Consider the following 22,198-nt stretch of genomic DNA (forward strand, 5'->3'; position numbering starts at 1 on the left):
GACAGAGGTTCTATTTCCGGCAGCCGTCGCGGACCCCGCGGGCCGTCGCCGCGAGGGCCTCGATTCCCAACGCGAGCCAGTCCGCGCCGTCGCGCGAGAACCGCTCGGCCAGCTCTGCGTCCACCACTGGGGCCCGCTTTGAGCCAGGGCGAAGCTGCTGGAGGAAGTTCTCCCGGGCGGTGACGGAGTTCCGCGCGGAGCGCTCCGCGAGCTTGAGCCCGCTGGCGAACACCTCCGACAGCTTGGGGTCGCGCAGGTTGGACGGAGAGCCCTCGGTCGATTCGCGGCAGCGCCGCGCGAAGTCCGCCGCCGTGTGCTTGGAGGGCGAGGCCAGCAGCACGCGCTCCAGCGCGGAGGCCTCCGGCCCCGGCGCGTCGAAGTTCGCCGCGTCTCCCTCCGCCTCGCAGACACCCATGGCGTCCAAGGCCACTTCTGGCGCCAGCGCCCGAGGGCAGCCCCCGAGCTGTTGCAGCTCCCGCCGGCAGGCCTCCACGTCCACGGGCGGAAGCGGCAGGGCGGAGATGAGGGAGAACAGCGAGTGCAGCACGGGCAGCTTCACGGTTTCCGAGCCCGGCAGCGCCTTCAGGACGCGCTGCACGGAGTCCCAGGGCTTGGGGCCTCCGGGCGTGTAGAGCTTGAGGTAGCCCTGCTGGAGGAAGCTCAGCCAGCCCTCCGCGAAGGACTGGGCGCGCTTGCGGCTCTCCGGCGAGGCGATGCGAGAGGCTTCGTCATACACCGCGAGGAAGTACTCGAGGCAGATGGCCTTGCGCAGCCGGATGATGCGCTCCCCCGCGGTGGTGGCCAGCGTCGCGGGCGGCGTCGTGGACAGCCCCAGCAGCTCGAGCTCCTCCGCGCTCAGCCACAAGCGCCCCCGGTCGAGATCCGCCTGGAGGTCCACTGCGTCATCGAACATCTGAAGTCCCACGGCGGAGAGCTTCGCGATGCGCCGCACCGTGGCTTCGTCCACGTCCGCGAGCTGGAGCCGCTGCGCCATGTAGGCGCCCGGCACGGCCTTCAGGTACCAGAGGGAGAACAGCTCGTGCGCGGTGAGCGGACGGCCCTGGTTCAGCGCGTCCCGTTCCGCGGCGAAGGCGCGAAGCTGCTCCACGAGCCTCCGGCGGCCGTCCATGAGCGGGGGCGCGGCGGCCATGAACTCCCGCAGCGCCACGATGGCGTCCAGGTCATCGGTGAGGAGGGTGGCGTCGTCGAGGGCCGCGTACCCGTTCGCGCGGACGAACTCATCGATGCGCCGGACGCCGAACCCGTAGTACGTCCAGAGGCGGCCTTCAGACTCCGTGGCGGCAATCTGTGGCAGGTAGCCCAGCACATCGGCTTCGAGGAGCCATCGCCGCATCGCGGCGAGGGAGATGTCGCTCAGTGGGTTGCCCTGCAGGTCGACAGCGTTTTTCATGTCACGGCTCCTCGGGAGATCCAGGAGGGTGACAGGATAGTGAGGGGGGCTGCATGCTCCAGAATGCCTTACATCGGTTCTGCGAGGCACACTGCGCAGGTTGGGAAGCGGGCCGCTGGGACGAATGCCCAGCGGCCCGAGGCCATTAGTAGGGGGAGCAGTAGATGCGCCTGCAGGTAAGGTTCATGGCCGTCGTGGCACCGGGAACCGTGGCCTTCTCCATGACGTTCATCAGCTTTACGAGCTTCTGCTTGGCCTGCTTGGACGATCGGGGGGCCTTCGCCTTCGTCTTCGTCATGACATTCCTCCGTCGATGGATGTGGACTGCTGGCCAAGCCTGGGCGCTGACGGCGGATGCGTCAAGTGCTGAGAGTGATTGCGCGAAATGCGTGAAGTTTTTTCAGAATGCCGCGCATTCCTTCGCGCGTTGCGGCAATGACTGCTGAATCATGTCTTGCAGAGCGTCGTGTCCGAAACGGACTCAGCAACTCCTCGACGCTTACAGCCACGCCGGAGTTCAGCTTTCGGAAGAATATTTCAATGGCGCGTCCGCCACCCGCGCCGTGCAGGGCGTGGCCGTTGGCGGAACAAATCCACCGTGTGGCGCTGTCTCGTTCAAAGAGGACGGGGAAGCTCGGGTCCACCCTCACGTGGTGTGAGTCACGCAATGGCTTTTCACGCATGGGCGGCGGCACGGGCTCGAAGCCTCCCGAAGTCAACCGCTTGAGCCAGGTGGCTTGGATGTGCTGTCGCGCCTCTTTCGGGTGGCTGACATCGCGAAACGCGCGCACGGCTTCGGTGAGCGCCCGGGGCAGCTCCGTGGCCAGGACACCGTTCTTCGAGAGGGCACCGCGAGCCAGGGGCGATGCCGATACCTGCGCGAGCCGTGTCTGCTTCCACTCCTGGTCGGCGAGCGACGTCTCGTCGATCATCCCGCGCAGCAGGTCGTCCACGGAATAGATGGCGTGGTGCTCGGTGATGGGGATGCCGACATTCAGGCTGCTGGCCACGCCTGAGCCGGCGCTCTCGCCCACGTGGTAGTACGTGGAGGGCCAGTAGAGGATGTCGCCGGGCTCGACCTCCGCGACGAAGGACGACGCCAGGTAGGGCTGGTAGTTCAGGATGGTGGAGACGTCCTCGCTCCACGGCCGCTTGCGCCAGAAGCGCATCCGCTTGCGTCCGCGCAGCGCGAACATGAACGTGGTGAAGCGGTCCAGGTGGACCCCCACGGGGCTGTGCTCGTAGGTCCCATGGAACAGCGAGGTGATGCCGCCCGTCACGGGCATGCCCACGCGCTGCCACAGGCCGGAGAAGAAGGCGCGTTGCCGTGACCAGAGCTGGAAGCCGGAGGCGTGCAGCGTGGCGATGATGAGGGCATAGCGGCGCTCGCCCAGTTGCGAGGCGATGCGGGCGTCATACCCGTCCAGGGAGCCATCGGACTTTCTGGGCAGCCACTCCCGGGAGCGGAGCTGCCGCAGCCGGTCCACCGTGAAGGAGACGTCGGGCCGTGACGCCGGCTCGTAGCTGCGGGACAGGTAGCGCTGGGTGGCGCCAGCCGACGCCTCGAAGACGTCGTCGACGGTGAAGGGTGAGGCCTGCGTTCCCTTGAAGAGCACGGGGCGCTGGTTCCAGTAGCGCCTGACGAAGGTGTCCCAGTCGAAGCGCGTAGCGATTTCCAAGGTGGGCATCCGTCAGACCTCCGCTCCGGTGACGACGTGAATCCCGCGCAGCCGGAGGAGCGCCGCCAGCGTGGCGCGAATGGCCTCTCGCTGCGGACCGGGGCGAGCCAGTTTGCACAGCTCACCGACGCAAGGCGGCGCTTCCGAGGACAGTGCGTTGATGAGCCGCTGTCCCACGGCCTCGTTGAGGCCGGGAAAGGCATGTCCGTTGACGGCCCAGATCCACAGCCCCGAAGGGTCCTTCATCCGGATGATGTCCACGGTCGGCGTCTTCCGCACCCGGTCGGAGTCTGACAGGGGTGGGGCCTGGTCCGGCGGCGGCACGGGCTCGAGCGCGCAAGCGCTGACCCTCCGGGCCCAGATGAGGCGCAGGACCTGCTGGACGTCTTCCTCCCGAGTCAGCGCGTGGAGCGTATCGGCGGTCTGCTCGACGGATGGAATGGCGGCCTGTGCGCCCTTGCGCGGCCGGCGCCAGGGGTAGGGGTGGTAGGGCACGCGCTCATCGTGCGCATGCCGCGCTTCGAGGAGCCCCACGAGCACGTCCTTGACCGCGTCCGTGGGCCGGCTCCCCTTGACGGGAATCCACACCCGGACGGCCATGCAGTCCCCCTGGGCTTCTTCGAGCTGCCAGTAGCGAGAGGGGCTGTAGAGCAGCTCACCGGGACCGGCCTCCAGGGTGGTGGCCTTGTCCAGGTGGCGGTCGAAGTCTTCGGTTTCGTTGGGGGGCGAGCCCCAGAGCTTCTTCCAGAGCCGGACGCGCAGCCGGCCCTGGAGCACCAGCGTCACCAGCGAATGGTGGGGCCGCTTCGCGATGCCGTAGGGGCCTCGTGAGAAGCGGCCCAGCAACAGGTCGGTGGCCATGGGCAGCACCGGGACGCCCACGCGCTCCAGGAGCCCCTTGAGGAAGTCTCGCAAGGCGCTCCAGAGGGCGAAGTCGAACATGAACGGTTGTTCGACGTGGAGCTGGAAGGACGCGCCGCCCAGGTGCTTGGAGGCGCGGCGCGAGAACGACTCCAGAGACGCGTCGTCTTCACCCGGGAGGAGCGTTCCCGGGGCGGCGAGCCTGGCGGCCTCCACGAAGAAGCGCGCGTCGGGAAGGGCGCGGAAGCGCGTCCCGTGGCGGAAGGGGGCGCAGGCGGAGATCGCGGCCTGGAAGACCTGGTCGACGGGGAGGATGGGGCCGGGCAGTGCCAGGCGCGCGGGTGCCTTCTCCCAGTGTTGCTTCACGAAAGGCTGCCAATCGAAGGCGTGGTGCATGGCGGCTCCCGTCACGAAGCTTGGAATGTGCGGCGAATCTTCCGCGCATAGGCGGCGAGCGACGGCAGGTTCATCTCCTTCCTGCGCAAGTCGACGCCGGCTTCTTTCTCGATGGGGTAGGGGACGAGCGCTCCCTTCACCTTGCGGAACTTCGTTCCATAAAGCTGCTTCTTCCCCTCCCGCATGCGCACCACGTCAGTGAGGTAGGCCACCTGTTGGATGGGAACGTCGCCTCGTGCCGCCGCGTCCCGCAGCAACTTCAGGCAGCGTTTCTGAAAGGCCAGCGAGCAGTCGGCATGTTGAATCAGCCGCCAGGCGGCCGCGGCTCCGCTGCGGCCCACGAGGCGATGCCCGGGCCAGCCGTGGACCTTGATCGTCTCACGCAGCCAGTCGATCCCCGCGACGGTGAGCGCATCGAGCTTGTGTTCAAGAGCACGGTCCTTGAACTCCGTCGCCACCCACGCAGAACGTAATTGGCTGTCGATGCGGTCCAGCCGTAGCAGTTGCGTGCGGAGGTCTCGATTGACGGTGGGGCGAGGTGCGGCGCTCGACGTCCGGGCCGCTCGCGGAGCCTTATGGGAAGGGCGTCCTTCACGGCGTCGTGAGTCCTGCAGTCGTTCAACGAGGCTCATGGCCGTCTACATTAGCAGACAGCCGCGACCACTCCGTGGAAGGACTGCAAGGCAATGCCGTGCGTCATGCCCCCAGGATGCATGGTGCCAGACGGGCGCATGGCTCTCGTTGGCGTGCTCCACGTCGACCGTGGTGTGCTCCAGCAGGTGAACTCCCGCATCTGCTCGAAGGTGGCGTGGTCACGCAGGAACGCGAAGATGGGGTGCGTGACTTTGGATGGATGAGGTTTGTTCACTGTGGATAGTGGCAGCCTTGACTCTCGGAGAGCTGGAACATTTTCAAGACACGGCTTTCAGAAGCCTTGCCATGAGCCACTGCGTCATTGGGCCAGAGAGGTCCCCAATGACACGTTGGCCATACTCCCTGGGGGGTAGGTCCCCTGTCTTTCCAGCACGGCGCCGAGATGCGAGCCTGCGCGTGCATGCCCACGCTCACGCCGTTGAAGAGTCCCGCCGATGCCCTCTGCTGGGTGGCGCCGCCCGCGGAGAATCCCGAGCTGACCTCCGAAGACCCGCTCGCGCTCGACTATGTCTCGCAGCAGGTGGGGCTCTGGGGGTTGCCCACGCTGACGACGCGCTCCAGCAGGGCCCAGGCCTACGCGATGGTGCTCTATGGATTGCAGCTCGTGGAGCGGGCCATCGAGCACCATGCCTACCCCGCGACGGACGAGGTTCGGCGAGAGCTCTTCGAGCGCTGGGAGCGCTTCTGGGCCCTGGCCACGCTGGAGTTCCGTGCGGGCCAGCTTCCTCGGGGCGATTGGGATTCCATGCGGGGCGTGCGAGGTGCGCGAAATGCGTGGCGCTCAGGTGCGTCGAGCCTGCCGCTCGACTTCCAGCTCATCTCGCGTCAGCAGGAGCTGGGAAACCTGGGTGCCTACCTGGCACCGCTGCGGCGCTCCGGGCTCGTCATCGACGGTTCCCTGCGGCCGGGCCCGGGCGCGCTGGCGCTCATCGACGCGTTCTGGGACGAGCCCTCGGAGAACAAACACCGGGGACGATATGAGGAGTACGCGCTGCTGGCGCTGGACAGGAAGTCGACGAGCATCGCGCGGGTTCACGGACGGTTGACATTGGCTCAGGTGGGGCGGTTCAGCCGTCTGACCTCCTTAGTCGAGCGCGGACGCACCGCCCAGCAGCACCGGTTGTTCGAGGCCCTCTTCGTGCACGCACGGGACCCGCACTCGTTCGCGATGAGCCAGTTGGTCGAGTCGGCATCGAAGGCCGGGGTCTCTGCTCCGCGAGACATCCTCGACGCGGCGCTGGCGGGCCGGCTGGGACGGCTCTCGGATGAGCTGCTGGCGCTCCTGCTGACGGCGCGCCGCTTCGGTGAGGTGATGCAGGGACTCGTCGGGGCCTTCGACCGGGTCTATTCCTGTCTGGATGGCGCCGGTTGGGTCGCTCCCCGCGAGCGCATCGGGCGCGAGGCCCTCGATGCGGAGACGCTTGGGGCGCTGAAGGCCGCATGCGCGGCGCTGCTGTCCTCGCCGCGGGTCGGCGCGATCCGGCGACTGCCCATGCATGGCGCCGCCTTTCTTCGATTGGTCGAGGCGCTGGTGGAGGCGGATTCACTCGAGGCGCTAGACCTGTTGCTGCTCTATCACTCCCATGTGCAGCGCGAGCGGCGACGCGGCGAAGGCTGGATTCGCAACGAGGCCGGCAAGCTCGTGCTCATCGTCACGTCCTACACCGCGCGTCCGGAGTCGGCACGCTTCCCCTCGTTCAAGCTGGATGTGGTCCGCACGTTGCTGACGGACCTGGGACGGCTGCCCATGAGCCGGGAGCTGGATGTTCTGGAAGGTGCCGCATGATGATCGAATCCCGGAGGCTCATCGAGCAGGTCCTCGTCTCCGAGCAACCCTGCCTGGGAGCCGTCTTCTGCTCCTACACATTCGACCCTTCCTATTTCGAGGACCGCATCCTGCGCGCATTGCTGCGCCTGCAGGGGGACCCGGAGGAGGAGGCTGTCCGCTACCATGAGGAGGCCCGTGCGGCGCTCCGCGAGACACCAGTGGCTTGCTTCGTCGACGCCCATGTCCGCCGGGGAGGCCGTCGCCTGCCGTATGACCTCCAGCTCATCCGGGAGCGGACGTTCCACCCGAAGGTCATCCTGGTGCTGTACGACGGGGAGGCGCGCGTCGCCGTGGGCTCGGGCAATGCCACCAGGCCGGGCCACGAGCAGAACGCCGAACTCTTCTTCACTCGCACGTTGCGCTACGACGTCCCCGCCGACGCGGCGTTCCTACGGAACGTAGACAGGTTCCTCAGAAGCTGCGCGGCACTCGCGACCCATCCGGGCACCCAGTTGACGCTGGTCCGCTCCGCGCTCGCGGCAAGAATCTCCGACACCCCGTTTCCCAGCGGCCAGGCGCCGACGGATGCGCTCTTCGTGGACACCTTCAGCGCGTCCATGCTCGCTCATCTGAAAGAGGCGCTCCCCGAGGATGCGCGAGTCACTCGTGTGGGCATCCTGTCCCCGTTCTTCGAACAGGATGACCTCGACATCGCGGATGACACGACGGGGCTCGCGTCGGTGCTCTCCGAGTTGCTCGCGCTTCGCCCCGGGAGTCCGCCGCCGCTGGACCTCGGCGTGCCATGGGAGGACGCACCACTCGCCCCTCCCTATGGCGGGGGAACGCCCGTGCTCGCGGAGGGCGAAGGGCGGCTGTGGGCCTCGCGTTATCGCGAATCGGTCGACGGCGAGGACATCGAACGCCTGGAGTACTTTGGGGTCAATCGCGTCACGGCGAAGCGTGTCGAAATCCAGCTCGGTTCCGGGCGGCCTGGGCGGTACGAGCGAGAGGCATTCGAGCATGAAGTCACGGAGGGGCGGATGTGGCTCGTGGAGCCGCCGACGGTCCATGCGCCGAGGCGAATCCTCGAGCGCATCGTCCGCGAGCACGAGGTCCAGATCTGGCTCCATCCAACGGCGACGCTGACACCTGCCGGCCGCGCGAGCCGGCGGCCCCTGCATGCCAAGCTCTTCCTGCTGACGGTGACGACCGCGGGCAGGACGCTGACCTATGCGCTCATCGGGTCCGCCAACGCCTCCGCCGCCGCGCTTTCGCGTGGGGTGGAGCAGGGGGGCAACGTCGAGGCGGGCGTCCTGCTCTGCCTGGACGGAGAGGTGCGCTTGTCGGAAATGCTGCCCTCGCTGGTGTGCGCGCCCTTCGAGTCGGTGCGCTTCGAGGAGCGGGAGGCGCCCGGGGCCGACGTCGATTTCTCGGCATGGCTCGAGGACGTCGTCCATGACGCGGCCGATCGCACATTGACAGTCACCTGGAGTCAGCAGGGACCAGCGGGACTGGAGGCCTGGTCCTGGTGGTACCTGGACAGGGAACTGGCGAAGGGCGTGGGGCCGGGCTCGGGTCCGGTGGTGCTCTCCGACTTCGAGCTGGCCGCGGCGGGAGCCGAGCTGGAGTTCCGCGCGGCGGGACAGTCGTGGCTCGTTCCCATCCGCGTCGCGGACCTCGCGATGCTGCCCACGAGTGCCCATCTGGCGGGCCTGGGAGTCCGAGAGTTGCTGGCGCTGTTGGCGCGGCGTGTGGGCGCGGAGCGGTTGTCGACCCTTCGCGAGCAGCGAGGCGTAGCGGGGGTCGACTCCATCCTGGACTCCGTATTTGGCGAGGGCTTTGGCCCCACGGACGTCTTCAAGGCCTGGTGGGGACTGAAGGAGGATCTGCTCGCCGCATCGACGGTCTCCGCGTTTCGTTATCGGTTGTTGGGGCCGATGGGGGCCCGGACGCTCTGGGAGCGGCTGCGCGACTTGCCTCGGGATTCCGTGTCCGATGACGAAATCTGGGTCTACGGCTGCGAGCTGCTTCGCGAACTGGAGCAGCTCGTGTTGCCCGAGAGCGCGGATCTGGAGGCGAAGCAGACGCTGCTCGCGGAGCTGCGGACCCTGCTGCGCGCGGACTTGACGAGGCTGCGACCGCGAGGTGCCGGGTGGCTGGACGGTGTCGTTCGTTTCTACGGGCTGGAGGGCACCCATGGAAAGACGTGAGCGGACGTGGTTGCGGAGCTTCCTGCACCTGGATGCACGGGCCGAGTCGACGGTGGTGCCCCTGCGAGACATCGAGCGACAGGAGGACACCGTCCTCCGCGCGCTGGAGCTGTTCGATGATCAGCCAGGAGTCGTGCTGGCGGATGAAGTCGGAATGGGGAAGACGTATGAGGCGCTCGGCGTCCTTGCGGCCCGGTTGCATGTGCTGCCGGATGCCCGGGCGCTGATTCTCACTCCAGGGCCCGACCTCAATACGAAGTGGTCCAAGGAGCTGCGTGCCTTCTGTGACACCAGCCGCCCCATGTACCGGGGCTTCGCGGGTCAGTCCAAGACCGCGAGCACCCTGGCTGAGCTGGTCGCGGCCGCTCGCGAGACGCGAATCACCATCGCGCCCGTGAACATCTTCGCGGGAAGTCGCTCCCTGGCGGACCAGGCCTGGTTGCTTTCGTTGTGGGCGGATGCACAGGGGCTCGCCGGCAATCAGGTGGCGGCCATCTTTCGTCGCTACCGGGACGGCGCGGTGGCGCGCGTGGACGTCGAGCAGCAGGCGTTCCTCGATACCTTCGAGTGGTCGGTCATCAGGCCCCATGTCCGAGAGGCGTTGAAGAGACACAAACAGCGCGCGGGAGAGGGCTCACTCGACGCGCTCTGGAAAAGCGAGGAGTACGACGGCTTCGCGAACCAGAGGTGGGTCGATGATGCGCTGATGGACCTGCGCTTCCGCCTGGTCGGGCAGCTCATCCCCGACTTCGACCTGCTCATCGTTGACGAGGCCCACAAGCTGAAGAACGTGGACTCGGTGCGGGCCACCGGGGTGCGCACTGTTTTCGAGGGGCGCTTCGACAAGGCGCTGTTCCTCACGGCCACGCCGTTTCAGCTCTCTGTCGACGAGCTGAAGCAGGTGCTCTCGCTCTTCGCCCTGGCCCGGTCCGCGCCCGCTGACCTGATGGAGCAGGCCCAGCGATTGTTGGACGACGTGGGGGACTACAAGCAGGCCTATAGCGAGCTTGAGCGCGTCTGGTCACAAGCGGACGAGGCCGTCATCTCGGACTTCGGCGCGTTGTTTTCGAGGGACCCCCAGCTCGTGGAGGAGCCGGCGGATGCGTCCCTGCGGGCGGTGGTCCTGTGCGCGCGCCGATTGCTGTCCCTGAAGGCGGAGCGCATCGAGCCGGGCTTCCGGCGGTGGATGATTCGGAGCCTCCGGGAGGACAAGCGTGTCTACCGCAGGAGCCACCGCTCCCGGCTGCGAGCCCAGGGTGGGGAGGGCGTTCCCTTCATGCTTTACGAGCGGTTCATCGCGGAGCTCTTCCGGGGGAAGAACCGCACTCATAAGGCGGCGGTTCAGATCAACATGGTCTCCTCCTACGGGGCAGCGCGCGAGGGGGCGCTGCTCTCCAGTGAGCGGCAGGCCCTGCCGGACGGCGACGCCGAGGCCTACCGCGGGCTCTTGCGGAGCGTGGTGGGGGAGCTGCGCGTGGAGCAGGGGGGCCACCCGAAGGTGGACCATGTCGTGCGGGACGCGCTGGAGGCTGTCGCCCGCGACGAGAAGACGCTCATCTTCTGCGCCCGCATCGAGACGCTCCGCGAGCTGAAGCGGAGAATCGAGGCGGAGTGGGAGAATCTCCTGCTGGAGCGATGGAGGAAGGTGTTTCCGGTCGCGAGCCACGGCGACATCTTCGAGCACGAGCTGGACGGCAAGCGGGTGGATGGACATCACTCTCGCCTGCGTGATCGGTTCGGCCGCGCCCAGGATGCGCTCTACCTCGCGCTGCGAGAGCGGTATACCGGTACGCTGTTGGAGGGCGTCGTGGTGGAAGGGGCCCACCTTGAACTCGTCATCGAGCGGGCGAACGGCCTCCTGCGCCAGCAGCGCGTTTCCAAGACGCAAGCGGAGAGGATGGACTGGTCCCTGGTCAAGCGCTGTGTCGAGCAGGCCGTGGCCCTCTTCGTGCGAGACGGAGTATTGGCGGGGGATGTCGACCCGGAGGTGTTGAGCCATCTGACGGACGCGCGCTTCGTGGCGCTCGGCTTCGACCTCGTCGCCGACGACGTCGAGGACTCCGCGGAGGGAGACAGGACGCCTTCCTGGACGATTGACGCAGGGGAAGCGGCCCTCGTGCTTCGCCGCGAGCATCTCTGGTCCTACCTCAAGGGGCCCCTGCTCGAGGTACCTCCCGAGCTGCGGGTCCGTACCGTCGAGCGGCTCGCCAGCTATCTCGTCGCTCGCAATGTCCCCTTCCTTCCGGAGCTGCTGGCCTTCGCGAAGGAGCAGGGCGTTGACGTGGAGGCGGTGGAGTCCCGGGCGCTGTTGTCGGTGGTGGACCGCTTCTGGACTACGCCTGGGGGGCGGCCCTGGTTCGAATTGCTGAAGCGCTTCCTGACCTATGCGGGGAAGCTCGACGAGGAGCGGCGGCGCGAAGTGCTCGATGATGCGGTTCGCGCGGGTGCGCTCGTCCGCCACACCGTGGAGGGCGAGAGCCGGGAGCGGCTTCGCGAGGCCTTCAACACGCCACTGTACCCGATGGTCCTCGTGGCCAACGAGGTCATGCAGGAGGGGCTGGACCTGCATCATCACTGCCGTCGGGTGGTTCATCACGACCTGGCGTGGAACCCCGCGCAGCTCGAGCAGCGCGTGGGTCGCGTCGACCGGCTGGGGTCGCTCGTCCAACGGCTTCGCGCGCGACAGCCGGACACCACACTGGACGTTCATCTTCCGTTGATTGCCAACACCATCGACGAGCGCCTGGAGCGAACGGTTCGGCTGCGGGAGCGCTGGCTGGAGTTCCTCTTGGGGGCGGCGCCCCGCATCGAGGAGTACGGCCTGGCGGATGACCCCCTGAAGCCTCTGCCAGATGCCTTCGCGCAGGCGCTCCGCGTGGAGCTGGGGCCGGTGGCGAAGGCACGGCTGCCAGACGGGTGATGCTCACTTCGGTACGGAGGCGGCATCGCAATCGAGCGCCTCCAGGTTCCTGGTTTTATTCGGGTTTTCTCGATTTCCAGCCCCTCGTTTCCCTGCGGATTCCAAGATTTTGGGAAACCGGACGCAACTCCGGGAGGGCCGAGACGACAATGGGATCCAGGAGACCTGAATGTCCACGTCCATCAATTCGAGCCGCAGGGGAGCACCTTCCTCCTACCTGATTTGCAAGGGGGACACCCTCTCTGAGCTCGCCGCTCGCTTCAAGACGTCGGTGAAGGAGTTGGCGCGCATCAACAATATCGCCAATCCAGACCTCATCTACGCGGGGGCCACGCTGCGCCTCCCCGGGAGCGCTGGCGGCCGCCCCACGGGCCACAGCGGCAAGGATTCCTTCGACTCGGGCAAGAGCGGTCCGCGGGGCTCCGGCGGTGCGTCGGGCGGCGGAGAGGTCAGCGGGAGCGGCGGTGTGGCCCCGGGCCAGGCGACCTCCGCGATGCGCAGGCTCGCCGAGGCGGGCCGCCAGGCCGCGCTGGGCATGGGCGGGTACAACAGCCAGGGCCTGTGCGCCACGGGTGTGAGCCGGGCCATCCAGAACGCCTTCGGCTTCAAGGTCTGGGGCAACGGCAACCAGATTGACAACAACCTGCCGCGCGACAAGTTCAAGCAGGTCAACATGTCGCTCGAGCAGGCGCTGAAGATTCCGGGCCTCGTCCTCACCTGGGAGAGCACCTCCAGTCGACTGGGCAGCATCTACGGCCACACGGCCATCACCACCGGCGACGGCCACTCGTCCGCCAGCGACTTCATCGAGCGCAACACGACCAACAGCGGCCGCACCGGGTTCAAGGTCTTCATGCCCATCATCTAGTTCCGCCGCACGGTGGAACCTGTCGTCTCATCGCCTCCGGGGCATTCGACCGGAGGCGATGTCGTGTCCGGGATTCAAGTTCACGGGCGGCTGGGCCTGACGGAGCCCTCTCACGCGCCCGCTACCTGACGGCGCTGTAGGTCCGGATCTGCGTGTTGATCCACGGGATGTAATTGGAGACCCGCGTATAGATGCCGGGCAACCCCGCCCTCGCGCAGCCCACGCCGAAGCTCACGATTCCCTGGATCACGTACCCGTGGGGCCCCGGTACGATGAGAGGTCCTCCGCTGTCCCCTTGGCATGAGTCCTTGCCTCCATCCTTGTACCCGGCCCCGAACATCGCCTGCTCGTTGATGGTGATTCCCTGGGAGCCGTAGCGATTGGCCACGTCCCGGTGATTGAGGGTGGGGACCCCCACCTGCAGTAAGAGGGGGGACGTGTCATACCCTCCGTCCTGTGTCAGGCCCCAGCCCGCGACGGTCGCCATCGTGTTGTCTGGAACCTTCTCCCCGCTGGCAGGGAGGCAGACAGGTGCGCGGTGGCCTCCAGATGCGTACTGCTGGGCCAGATTGGGTCGCATGGTGGATGACTGACCGCAGGCACCGGCAACGGCCTGGTCGAACTTGATGGGCCGGTCGAGCTTGAGAACGGCGATGTCGTTCATCGTCGTGTCCGGATTGTATTGCGGGTGAAGGACCGCCCTCACCACCCGGGCTGTGGCTTGTGCCGCGGTGGGACTGTTCAGGTTATGAGCCCCTGCGACCGCGGTGACGTTGGACGAACCGTAGTAGAAACAATGGGCAGCGGTGAGGACGATATCGGTCTCTTCCTTGAGACCGACCCGCACGAGGGCGCCACCACAGAAGTGGCTGTTGCCCTGCTGCAAGCTGACAATCCATGGGAAGGAGTGAGGCCGAGCCTCGAATCCTCCCACAATCTCCTGGTCCATCTGGCTGATCGTATCGAACGGCTCTCGCTCCACCTCCGGACCACCGCACCCCAGCAGACCGACCGCGACGACCACTCCGCTCATGAATCGCAATGCAACCTCCCGTTTCAAGTGCGGAGGCCGTCAGCAATCCACATGCCGGATTGCTGCCCAATCGATTCACGTACTTGTCCGCGCAACAGCAGGCTCGGTTCGGGTCATGACACGTCAAGTGGAAGCGCTTGACGCGTCAGCCGCACCTTCGTGAACCTTGTTCGTCGCGGGGCACAGGCGCGGGGACATCGGCGCAAACATGCGCTTCGTGGGGAGATGGCCGAGCCCACGGGCGCGCAGTCGCGCGACGTTCGGGGTTGTCCCAGGGCCACCGCGAGGGGAGAGTGGGCGCCGCGATGCGTGAATCCCCTGATGCGTTCCTGCTCGGCATGTTCCAGAAGTCGGGCCTGGCCTGCGGCTCCGTGGACGAGGCCTGGCAGCGCTCCGAGTACCTCTATCCCTTGTTGGGCTGGCTGACAGCGCGGTTCCCCGAGCCCACGGCCTTCCAGATTTGTGCGGAGTGGCTGCGGCTGGCCGCGACGCGTGTGGAGGGCGCCGCCGCCGCCGCGGACCTCTTCGCCCAGGCCCACGGTGAGGCCTATCGTCAGGGGCATGTCATCGCGGGGGCGTTGGGGGACCTGCGCAATGCGTCCATCCTCGAACAGAAGCCCGCCGTCGCCGCGTTCGCGGACGCGGCCAGCCACCTGTGTGAAGTCTGGGCCGCGGTGACGACGCACGAAGTGGACGCGGAGACGAATCCCTGGGCCCGCGCCAAGGCCGCCGCGGGCGCCATGGTGACGGCGCTGGTGGCGCAGCGAGGTCAGGACGAGAAAGACCCGGCGGCGAAGGCGCAGGCGCGTGTCGAGCTCACCGAGCTCCTGCGCACTGCCCGGGCGGCCATCACCGTCCGCTGAGGCAGCCGTCAACCCGGCGGCGTAGGTCTTGCCCCGCAGGACCGGTTCTCCCGGTCCTCGAATCTCCCTAGCTTGAGTGCGCCGATTCCTGGAAGCCCACATCGGATGCACCCCCCACCAGCCGTGTCGCGTCCTCCAGGTCTGGCGCGCACGGCTGTTCCGCACTCATGCCCATGACACGAACCGCTCCATTCCATCCGGAAGACGCCGCCACGCCGGCGGCCGCACTGCACCCGTTGCGAGACTTCGCCGAGAAACTCGGGCGTGAGTTGCGCTTCGAAGACATCCGTTCGGGCGCGTGGCACGCCCGGCTGGTGACCGCCTACGTGCGTCACTACGAGGCGCGGCGCGCCGGTACCGCGTCCGCCGTCCGTGCGTCCGAAACGGACGCCCTCATCCGGCGTGCCAGCAAGGAAGCTGCGCTGGTGGGGGCAAGCGCCGCGGGTATCTCCACCAGCGCGGCCATGTTCACCCTGGACACTGGCTTCGTGGGGGCGCTCGTGGCCGTCCCCGTGGCCGGGGCCGCCATGGGATTGGACACGATGCTGCGCTCGCTCATCCAGGCCCGGATGATGTGCGACGTGGCGTCCGCGTTCGGCGTGCACATCGACCCGGATGACCCGTGGGATCTGCTCCACCTGAACGCCCTCACGTCGGGCTCGGAGACGTGGGAGGACGCGGACCACGGCGGTGCGGGGCTCGTGGGCCGGATGCTGACCGAGGACACGGAGGCGGCGGAGCGGAAGCTGGGCAACCGCTTGATGGGAGAGGGCGTGCTGCGAAACCTCCTTCCCTTCGCCAGCGTCCTGACCTCCTCCGTCACCAGTTGGCGGCACACCCGCCGGCTGGGTGAGGCCTCGGTGGAGTATGCGCGCTACCGCCGCGCCTTGGACGATGCGTTCTCCGCCGTGCGGGCCGTGGATGCGCGGTGCGTGGAGCTGCTCATCGAAGGCGCCTGGTGCCTGTTCGGAACGGATGGGGTGCTGAGTTCCGAGGCGACCGTCATGCTGGCGCACCTGCTGCGCAACAGCCCCTCCGCGGCGCGCAAGCGGCTGCTGGAGCGCCTGGGCGAAGACGAGGCGCAGTGGGTCGAGCGTCTCCACGAGGTACCCGAGCCCGCGCGGGATGCCTTCCTGCACGCGCTCGAGGTGATTGCCGCGGTGGACCTGTCCATGTCGAACGCGGAGTGGTTGCTGTTGCGGCAGGCCGCCGCCGCGCTCAACCGGCCGTTGCGCCGGGAGCGGGTGCAGGCCCTGCTGAAGCAGTTCCGGACCCACGGCGTCGTTCGTGCGCCGCAGGGCGACGCGTTCGAGCCGCGCGACGGGCGGATGCCGTCGTCTCCCGTCGCCGGGCTGGGCGCTGACGCCCATGCCGCTCCGGGGGGGCTATGAAGACGGCGGTGGCATTCCTGGCGGGCGTGGCCAGCGGCTGGATGGCCCGGAGCACCGTCGACAACTCACGCGGTGCGGTCGTCTCCGTGGCGACGGCGGCGTTTGATTTGGTGGCGTGGACGCGGCGGGTCTTCGCCACCGAGCGTGAGTACCTCTCCGACCTGGTGGCGGAGGCGCGCTCGCGGGCGAACCTCCATCAGGCCCACAACCGGCGGGCGGCGGACAGTGGCGCCCGGCCCATCGCGGACAGCCGAGAGGGGCACGCATGAGGCTCGACCCGGACTCGGGCGCCATCGAAGGGGAGTGGTTGTTGCTCGTGCACCACTCCCCGGGCCGGCTTCGTGTGCGCGCGAGCTGCTTCCGAGATGACTCGGACCTCGCGGACCGCGTGCGCGGTGAGCTGGGGGAGACGCAAGGCGTGTTCGGCACCGTCCATTCTCCACTCACGGGCAGCTTGCTCGTCGAATACAGCCCGGACGAGGCCGACGTGGAATCGCTCCTGGCGACCATCGTCGACACGGCGGGCCTGGACGGCATCGTCGACGCCAAGTTCATGGCGAAGTCGCGGATGGCCCCGGCCGAGCACGTGGTGAGCGGCGCCCGGTGGCTGGACGGCCTGGCGCGTGAGCTGACGGGGGCGGGCCTCTACGAGCTGATTCCCGTGGTGCTGACGGCCACGGGCATCTACTCGCTGGTGGCGAACCCGTCGCAGAAGGGCTGGCTGCCTCGCTGGGACAACGCGCTGTACTGGGCCTACAGCGTGTTCCGTGACGGTGTGCGGGAGCAGGAGCTGGAAGGCGCCGCGCGCGTCAGCGGGACGGTGGCCTTCCGGCCCCGGCCCCACGCGTGAGGCCGCGGTTGCACTGCGTTCAGCTCGGGGGGCGTTCATGCGGGCGGAGGTGGAGTTCCTGAGTGGCATGGCGCGCGGCTTCAAGGGGCGCGCGCACGATGTCCTGGATGGGCATCAGCGGCCCGTGTCCGTCCACGTCACGGACGTGGCTCCGGGCCGGCTCCTCATCCGAGGCGCGGCGGAGGATTCCAAGACGCTGCGCCAGTTGCTCGGCTGGCTGGAGTCCCGCCCCGAAGTCCAGGTGGCCACGTGTCAGCGCAGCACGGGCCTGGTCAAGGTGCACTACCAGGAGTCCTCGCGCTTCCCTGGCGCGTTCGCGCTGCGGGTGCGGGACTTCGCCTTCACGTTGCACCAGCTTCCGCCCAAGCCATTCCAGGTGGAGGTGCTGCACGCAGTGCACGGGCGCGTGCGCCTGCACGTCCGAGGGCTCGAGGACGACGACATCCTCAAGCTGGCGGCCTGGGCCGCGACGCTGGCGGGGGTGCACAAGGCGAGCGCCTCGCCGGCCATCCATTCGCTGGTGGTGAGCTTCGACCCGGAGATGCTCAACGCGAGCCAGTTGATGGCGGCCCTGCGCACGAGCGACCCGTCCACCTGGCCCGCCGCGCCCGAACCGCCCCGGCGGGAATGGGCCGCCACGGTCTTCAATTCGGCGGTGCTCGCCGCATGCGTCGTGAATGCGGCACCCATGCCCGTGTTGGCCACGGGCGTCGCGTTGACGAGCCTGCCGCTGGCACAGCGCGCCTTCCAGTCCGTCGCGGAGCGGCGCATCACCGTGGACCTGCTCGACCTGGTGGCGGTGGGGGTGTCCCTGGCCACGGGGCAGGTGCGGACCGCGGCGCTCATCACCTCCCTGCTGGGCGTTGGCGACTTGTTGATTGAGCGCAGCGCGGACCGCGCCCGGTCCGCCATCTCCCGGTTGATGCGGCTGGAGGTGCTGTACGCCTGGCGGCTGCGGGTGGACGGAGAGGTGGAGCAGGTCCGGGCGGACCGGCTCAAGGAGGGCGACCTCATCGTCGTGCACTCGGGGGAGAGCGTGCCCGCCGACGGGACGGTGGTGGCCGGCACCGCGTGGGTGGATGAGAAGGCGCTCACGGGTGAATCAGAGCCCCGCGTCCGCGAGGTGGGAGACCGCGTGCTGGCCGCGTCCGTGGTGGGCGAGGGCAGCCTTCGGGTACGGGTGGTGCGCGCCGGTGTGGAGACCACGGCGGCCAAGATTCTCCACATCCTCGAAGGCGCAGGCGCCAAGCCCATGACGTTGCAGGCGAAGGTGGACTCGGTGGCGAACGGCGTCGTGCTGCCGACCTTCGGGCTCGCCGCGGCGACGGGGCTGTGGACGCGCGAGGCGTCACGGCCCATCAGCATCCTCATCACGGATTTCGGAACGGGTGTCCGCATCGTCGTGCCGGCGAGCGCGCTGGTGGCGATGACGCTCGCGGCGCGGCAGGGAATCCTCATCAAGGGGGCGCAGTACCTGGAGCGGCTGGCCCAGGCGGACACCATCGTCTTCGACAAGACGGGCACGCTGACGTTGGGGGTCCCGGAAGTGGTGGACGTCATTCCCGCGCGGGGCTGGGACGCGCGCGAGGTGCTGTCGCTGAGCGCCGCCGCCGAGCTGCGTCAGTCTCATCCCGTAGCGGAGGCGGTGCGCCGGCATGCCCAGACACAAGGCGTGGAGGTGCCGCAGCCCGAGGCGGGACTGGAGGAGTTCGTCCTGGGGCGGGGCGTCTGCGCCCAGGTGAACGGGCGCCGCGTCTGCGTGGGCAGCGCGCGCTGGATGCAGCAGCAAGGCGTGGACGTGACGGACGCGGGCTCGGCGCTGGCCTGGTCCGTGCCGCGCGATGTCGCCACCCTGTGGGTCACCGTGGATGGCGCGCTGGCCGGGTGCATCAGCTACGTGGAGACACTGCGGCCGGAGAGCGCGGGCGTGGTGCAGGCCCTGAAAGAGAATGGGCGCCGGCGCATCGTGCTGCTGTCCGGGGACTCGCCGTCGCGGGTGGCGGAGGTCGCGAGCCGGTTGGGCGTGGACGAGGCCATCGCGGAGCTGCTTCCCGAGGACAAGGCCACGCAAGTGCGCGCGCTCCGGCGCCAGGGACGCATCGTGGCCATGGTGGGGGATGGCATCAATGACGCCCCGGCGCTCGCGCTCGCCGACGTCGGTATCTCCTTGAGGGGGGCGACGGACGTGGCGCTGGAGACGGCGGACGTGGTGCTGCTGCGAGGCAGCCTCGATGACCTGTTGCTGGCGTTCGACGCGGGCCGCGACACCCTGAGCCGCGTGCACCTGGGGCTCGGGCTGGTGCTGGTGCCCAATGCCGTGGCCATGGTGCTCGCGGCGCTGGGATGGCTGCCGCCCGTTGCCGCCGCCGTCATCAACAACGGCTCCACGGTGGTGGCTGGCTTCGCCGCGCTGGCGCCGCTGTTCCGTCAGGCGCGCGCCGTCCAGCGCGAGGATTCCACCACCCACTGAGCATCAGGGCGTCTGGGGCGCGGCCGCCTGGGGCCTGGGCTTCACGTCCGTGTTCTGGCCGGCCAGGATTTGCCACTGCCCGTTCACGTGCTTCATCACGTACCGCATCTGCGTGCGCAGCACGCCGGGCTCGGTGTCCTGGACGCCAGGGGGCAGGCCGAGATGGCCCGTCACCTCGTGCGTGGTGTCGACAATGGCCAGGTCATCCTGGATGAACTGGACCTTGCGCACGGTGACCTGGCTCTGGCTGCCCTTGAAGATGGTGGCGAAGATGCCCGCGTGGCGCTCCTGGATTTCATCGCGGCCTTCGAAGACGGTGCCCACGATGTTGATGAAGGCCGCGTCCGGGGCGAAGTCCTTGGACCAGGCCACCGCGTCCTGGCGGTTCCAAGCCTCCGTCTGGTCACTCACGAGCTGGAGGATGTCCGCCTCCGCTGGCGCCGTGCCGGTGGTCGCGCACGCGGACGCCAGCAGGAGGAGGGGGGCCAGGAAGGAAAGGGGAAGGGCGCGGCGCATCATTGGGTAGCCTTCTTTCGGGAAAAGCCGGTTGTCGTGTCAGGTCCCATAACACGGCCGGCTTCTCCCAAGCGCCCCTCCCGGTGCCTCAGGCGTCTGGCCTGGTGGGTTTGGCGTCCTTCCCCAGCTTCTGCCGCAGGCTCAACCTCGAACTCCACATCGCTGGCGTCACCACCAGGTCAAGTCCCGAATCTTGTGTAGTGGGTTCGAAGGGGGCTCGATGGCGGACGTGTCCCGTTGCCACGCGCGCTGCGCGCGGGCGGTACGGGTCGCAATGCGCGGACGCCTCCGGGCGACCCTTGCCACCCGAAGCGCGGGTGTCCGGAGGCGTCCATCCCGTTGTTTGCCTTAAGGCGCCGATTCGCCGGGCTCACCCGGAGGGGCCCCCGGGTTGCTCAGCGAAGTGGCTCAGGCCTTCGCCTTGTCACTGCGTTCGCCACCGCCGACCTTGATGCGCTTGGGCTGTTCCTCGGACTTCTTGGGGATGCGCACGTTGAGGACGCCACTCTTGAAGTCCGCCTGGACGTCGTCGGCATTCACGCCTCGGGGGAGCGTGAAGGTCCGGCTGAACGAGCCATAGTTGCGCTCGTAGGCGTAGTAGCGGTCACCTTCGTCGCGGCGCTCTTCTTCCCGCTTGCCGCTGATGGTCAGCCGGTTCTCCGCGAGGGTGATTTCCAGGTCCTTCTCCTCCACGCCGGGGACATCGGCCTTGAAGATGAAGGCATCCTGGGTCTCCTTCACCTCGAAGTCGGGCACGAAGCCGCCTTCCCGTGTGCCCTGGGGGCCGAGCATCCGGCCGAGGTCGAATCCCAAGAGCTCCTGCATGCGCTCGAAGGGGTCCCAGCCGCGCGGGGCTCCCAGCATGCCTCCGCCTCTGCGGGCAGGTAGGTCCGCCATGATTCCGTCTCCTTTCAGCCGTGCCCCGTTCGTCGAGGCAGGGGTTTCGAGATTCACGGTAGGGAGACGGCGGCGGAAGGGGAGGCACCGGGAAGCCTGCCGGTGCCTCGTCACGCGTCTGGGATGGGCGCCCGGCGCCCTGCGTCAGTTCCCTTCGGCGTACTGGCGGCGGTGGTCGCGAATCTCCGTCAGCCGGAAGGCACCGGGCGGCGGGGCCACGGCCTCGGGGGCATCCGCCGGCAGCTTCATCAGGCGCTCGTATTCCTCGATGGAGACGCGCTCGCGCCGGGCCAGCACGCCCTCCAGGTCCGCCTTCGCCATCCGCTCGGCGGCCCTCTCGCCCACCGTGCCGGAGTAGAATTCGGCCGCGCAGCCGCTGCCGTAGGACAGCAGGCCCATTCGCTGTCCCGCCAGCGCGCCGGCCTCGCGGTGCAGCAGGCCCGCCAGCGCCAAGTAGAGGGACGCAGTGTACACGTTTCCGATGCGCGAGTTGAGTCCCAGTGAAGTCGCCACCTGGGCGTCATAGCTGGCGGCCGACTTCGCCTGCGCCTCCCGCGACTCCGCCGTCGACGCCGCCGCGTCCGGCGCATCCTCCAGGTCGCACAGGCGCAGTTGGGTGTGCGCCTTCCGGGCCATCTTGCAGAAGGGCACGTGGTAGGCGATGCGCGCCAGCTGTTCGCCGGGCAGCGCATCCGACCAGCGGACCAGGCCCGCCGCCAGGGCCTTCTCGCGCCAGCCCCGGTAGGCGCCGGACAGGGCCTCCAGGTAGCAGGTGATGGAGTAGTGCCCGTCCACCAGCGCCTCCCGCCGGCCCACAGGCCGCCAGAAGTCATACACGTCCATGGTGCACACGCCGTTGAGGCCCACGTCCATGGCGAGCAGGTCAGGTTGTTCGGAGACCAGCAGCGCCACCGCGCCGCCGCCCTGGGTGGGCTCGCCCGCGGTGTTCAGCCCGTAGCGCGCGATGTCCGAACACACCACCACGGCCACCTTGCCCGCGCCCGCGCCGGACGCAATCCACTCCACCGCCGCCATCAACCCGGCGGTGCCGCCGTAACACGCGTGCTGCGTGTCATAGGTCCGCATGGTGCGCGGCAGCTTCAGCAGGCCCTGCACGTGCGAGGCGACGGGCTTCGAGTGGTCGATGCCCGTCTCCGTGCCCACCACCAGCATGCCGATGCGAGACGGGTCCACGTCCTGCTGACGGATGAGGCGGGCCGCCGCGGTGGCCGCCAGGGCCACGGTGTCCTCGCCGGGGTCGGTGACGGCCATCTCCCTGGCGCCCAGGCCCGCCGTGTACTTGGCCGGGTCCACGCCACGTGCCCGGGCCAGGTCTTCGATGTCCACGTACCGGGACGGCACCGCGACCGCCAACGCTTCGATTCCCACGCGCTTCTTCATCGGACTCCTC

18 protein-coding genes are annotated in these 22,198 nt (G+C 68.3%); 9 read left to right on the forward strand and 9 right to left on the reverse strand.

The window, feature by feature from the left end; all coding sequences use genetic code 11:
* Positions 1–10: 10 nt before the first annotated feature.
* The 5 genes from FMP39_RS10925 to FMP39_RS10940 all read right to left on the reverse strand — a co-directional run bounded on the left by FMP39_RS10925 (position 11) and on the right by FMP39_RS10940 (position 4,979).
* On the reverse strand, positions 11–1,411 hold the full coding sequence (locus FMP39_RS10925; protein ID WP_228557867.1) for a hypothetical protein: 1,401 nt from the start codon (positions 1,409–1,411) through the stop codon (positions 11–13).
* Positions 1,412–1,556: 145 nt separating this feature from the next.
* Entirely contained in the window at positions 1,557–1,709 is a 153-nt protein-coding gene (locus FMP39_RS37390; RefSeq protein WP_194858349.1) for a hypothetical protein, read from the reverse strand.
* 61 nt (positions 1,710–1,770) lie between these two features.
* Entirely contained in the window at positions 1,771–3,099 is a 1,329-nt protein-coding gene (locus FMP39_RS10930) for a cupin domain-containing protein (protein ID WP_141589856.1), read from the reverse strand.
* A gap of 3 nt (positions 3,100–3,102) precedes the next feature.
* Positions 3,103–4,347, reverse strand: a complete 1,245-nt coding sequence (locus FMP39_RS10935; RefSeq protein ID WP_228557868.1) for a hypothetical protein — start codon at positions 4,345–4,347, stop codon at positions 3,103–3,105.
* A gap of 11 nt (positions 4,348–4,358) precedes the next feature.
* A complete protein-coding gene (locus FMP39_RS10940; protein ID WP_141589858.1) occupies positions 4,359–4,979 on the reverse strand; it encodes a DUF6624 domain-containing protein in 621 nt (206 codons plus the stop codon).
* Between the two features lie 422 nt (positions 4,980–5,401).
* Here FMP39_RS10940 and FMP39_RS10945 point away from each other — a divergent pair, with 422 nt between their 5' ends.
* The 4 genes from FMP39_RS10945 to FMP39_RS10960 all read left to right on the forward strand — a co-directional run bounded on the left by FMP39_RS10945 (position 5,402) and on the right by FMP39_RS10960 (position 12,767).
* Positions 5,402–6,787 carry a hypothetical protein gene (locus FMP39_RS10945; RefSeq protein ID WP_228557870.1) on the forward strand — a complete coding sequence of 462 codons (1,386 nt, stop codon included), beginning with the start codon at positions 5,402–5,404 and terminating at the stop codon, positions 6,785–6,787.
* Positions 6,784–8,979: a phospholipase D family protein gene (locus FMP39_RS10950; RefSeq protein ID WP_228557871.1), complete on the forward strand. Its 2,196-nt coding sequence runs from the start codon at positions 6,784–6,786 to the stop codon at positions 8,977–8,979. The genes FMP39_RS10945 and FMP39_RS10950 overlap by 4 nt, the downstream gene beginning before the upstream one ends.
* The gene (locus tag FMP39_RS10955) at positions 8,966–11,899 is read left to right on the forward strand and encodes a helicase-related protein (protein ID WP_228557872.1); all 2,934 of its coding nucleotides are present in this window, start codon (positions 8,966–8,968) and stop codon (positions 11,897–11,899) included. Before FMP39_RS10950 ends, FMP39_RS10955 begins: the two co-directional genes overlap by 14 nt.
* A 169-nt stretch (positions 11,900–12,068) precedes the next feature.
* Positions 12,069–12,767, forward strand: coding sequence for a LysM domain-containing protein (locus FMP39_RS10960; protein WP_090490707.1), 699 nt, complete (start codon positions 12,069–12,071; stop codon positions 12,765–12,767).
* 121 nt (positions 12,768–12,888) lie between these two features.
* Here FMP39_RS10960 and FMP39_RS10965 read toward each other — a convergent pair whose 3' ends face one another.
* Positions 12,889–13,800, reverse strand: a complete 912-nt coding sequence (locus tag FMP39_RS10965) for a serine protease (RefSeq protein ID WP_228557873.1) — start codon at positions 13,798–13,800, stop codon at positions 12,889–12,891.
* A 305-nt stretch (positions 13,801–14,105) separates the two neighbouring features.
* Between FMP39_RS10965 and FMP39_RS10970 the strand changes: the two genes are divergently transcribed.
* The 5 genes from FMP39_RS10970 to FMP39_RS10990 all read left to right on the forward strand — a co-directional run bounded on the left by FMP39_RS10970 (position 14,106) and on the right by FMP39_RS10990 (position 19,374).
* Positions 14,106–14,663 carry a hypothetical protein gene (locus tag FMP39_RS10970; protein ID WP_141589861.1) on the forward strand — a complete coding sequence of 186 codons (558 nt, stop codon included), beginning with the start codon at positions 14,106–14,108 and terminating at the stop codon, positions 14,661–14,663.
* A gap of 173 nt (positions 14,664–14,836) precedes the next feature.
* Positions 14,837–16,054 (forward strand): hypothetical protein, encoded by a 1,218-nt coding sequence (locus tag FMP39_RS10975; RefSeq protein WP_141589862.1) that lies wholly within the window; start codon positions 14,837–14,839, stop codon positions 16,052–16,054.
* Complete coding sequence (locus FMP39_RS10980) at positions 16,051–16,323, forward strand: hypothetical protein (protein ID WP_141589863.1); 273 nt, start codon at positions 16,051–16,053, stop codon at positions 16,321–16,323. Before FMP39_RS10975 ends, FMP39_RS10980 begins: the two co-directional genes overlap by 4 nt.
* Positions 16,320–16,904, forward strand: a complete 585-nt coding sequence (locus FMP39_RS10985) for an HMA2 domain-containing protein (RefSeq protein ID WP_141589864.1) — start codon at positions 16,320–16,322, stop codon at positions 16,902–16,904. Before FMP39_RS10980 ends, FMP39_RS10985 begins: the two co-directional genes overlap by 4 nt.
* A 37-nt stretch (positions 16,905–16,941) precedes the next feature.
* Positions 16,942–19,374 carry a cation-translocating P-type ATPase gene (locus FMP39_RS10990; protein WP_141589865.1) on the forward strand — a complete coding sequence of 811 codons (2,433 nt, stop codon included), beginning with the start codon at positions 16,942–16,944 and terminating at the stop codon, positions 19,372–19,374.
* A gap of 3 nt (positions 19,375–19,377) precedes the next feature.
* On the opposite strand, the gene FMP39_RS10995 is transcribed toward FMP39_RS10990, so the two are convergent.
* From FMP39_RS10995 to FMP39_RS11005, 3 genes are all read right to left on the reverse strand, one after another.
* Positions 19,378–19,893, reverse strand: coding sequence for an SgcJ/EcaC family oxidoreductase (locus FMP39_RS10995; RefSeq protein WP_141589866.1), 516 nt, complete (start codon positions 19,891–19,893; stop codon positions 19,378–19,380).
* Between the two features lie 405 nt (positions 19,894–20,298).
* On the reverse strand, positions 20,299–20,787 hold the full coding sequence (locus FMP39_RS11000; RefSeq protein ID WP_141589867.1) for an Hsp20/alpha crystallin family protein: 489 nt from the start codon (positions 20,785–20,787) through the stop codon (positions 20,299–20,301).
* 144 nt (positions 20,788–20,931) lie between these two features.
* Positions 20,932–22,188 (reverse strand): hydroxymethylglutaryl-CoA synthase family protein, encoded by a 1,257-nt coding sequence (locus tag FMP39_RS11005; RefSeq protein ID WP_141589868.1) that lies wholly within the window; start codon positions 22,186–22,188, stop codon positions 20,932–20,934.
* Positions 22,189–22,198 lie beyond the last annotated feature (10 nt).

It is taken from the genome of Myxococcus sp. AB056 (genome assembly GCF_006547365.1).
In the GTDB taxonomy this organism is placed as follows: domain Bacteria; phylum Myxococcota; class Myxococcia; order Myxococcales; family Myxococcaceae; genus Myxococcus; species Myxococcus virescens.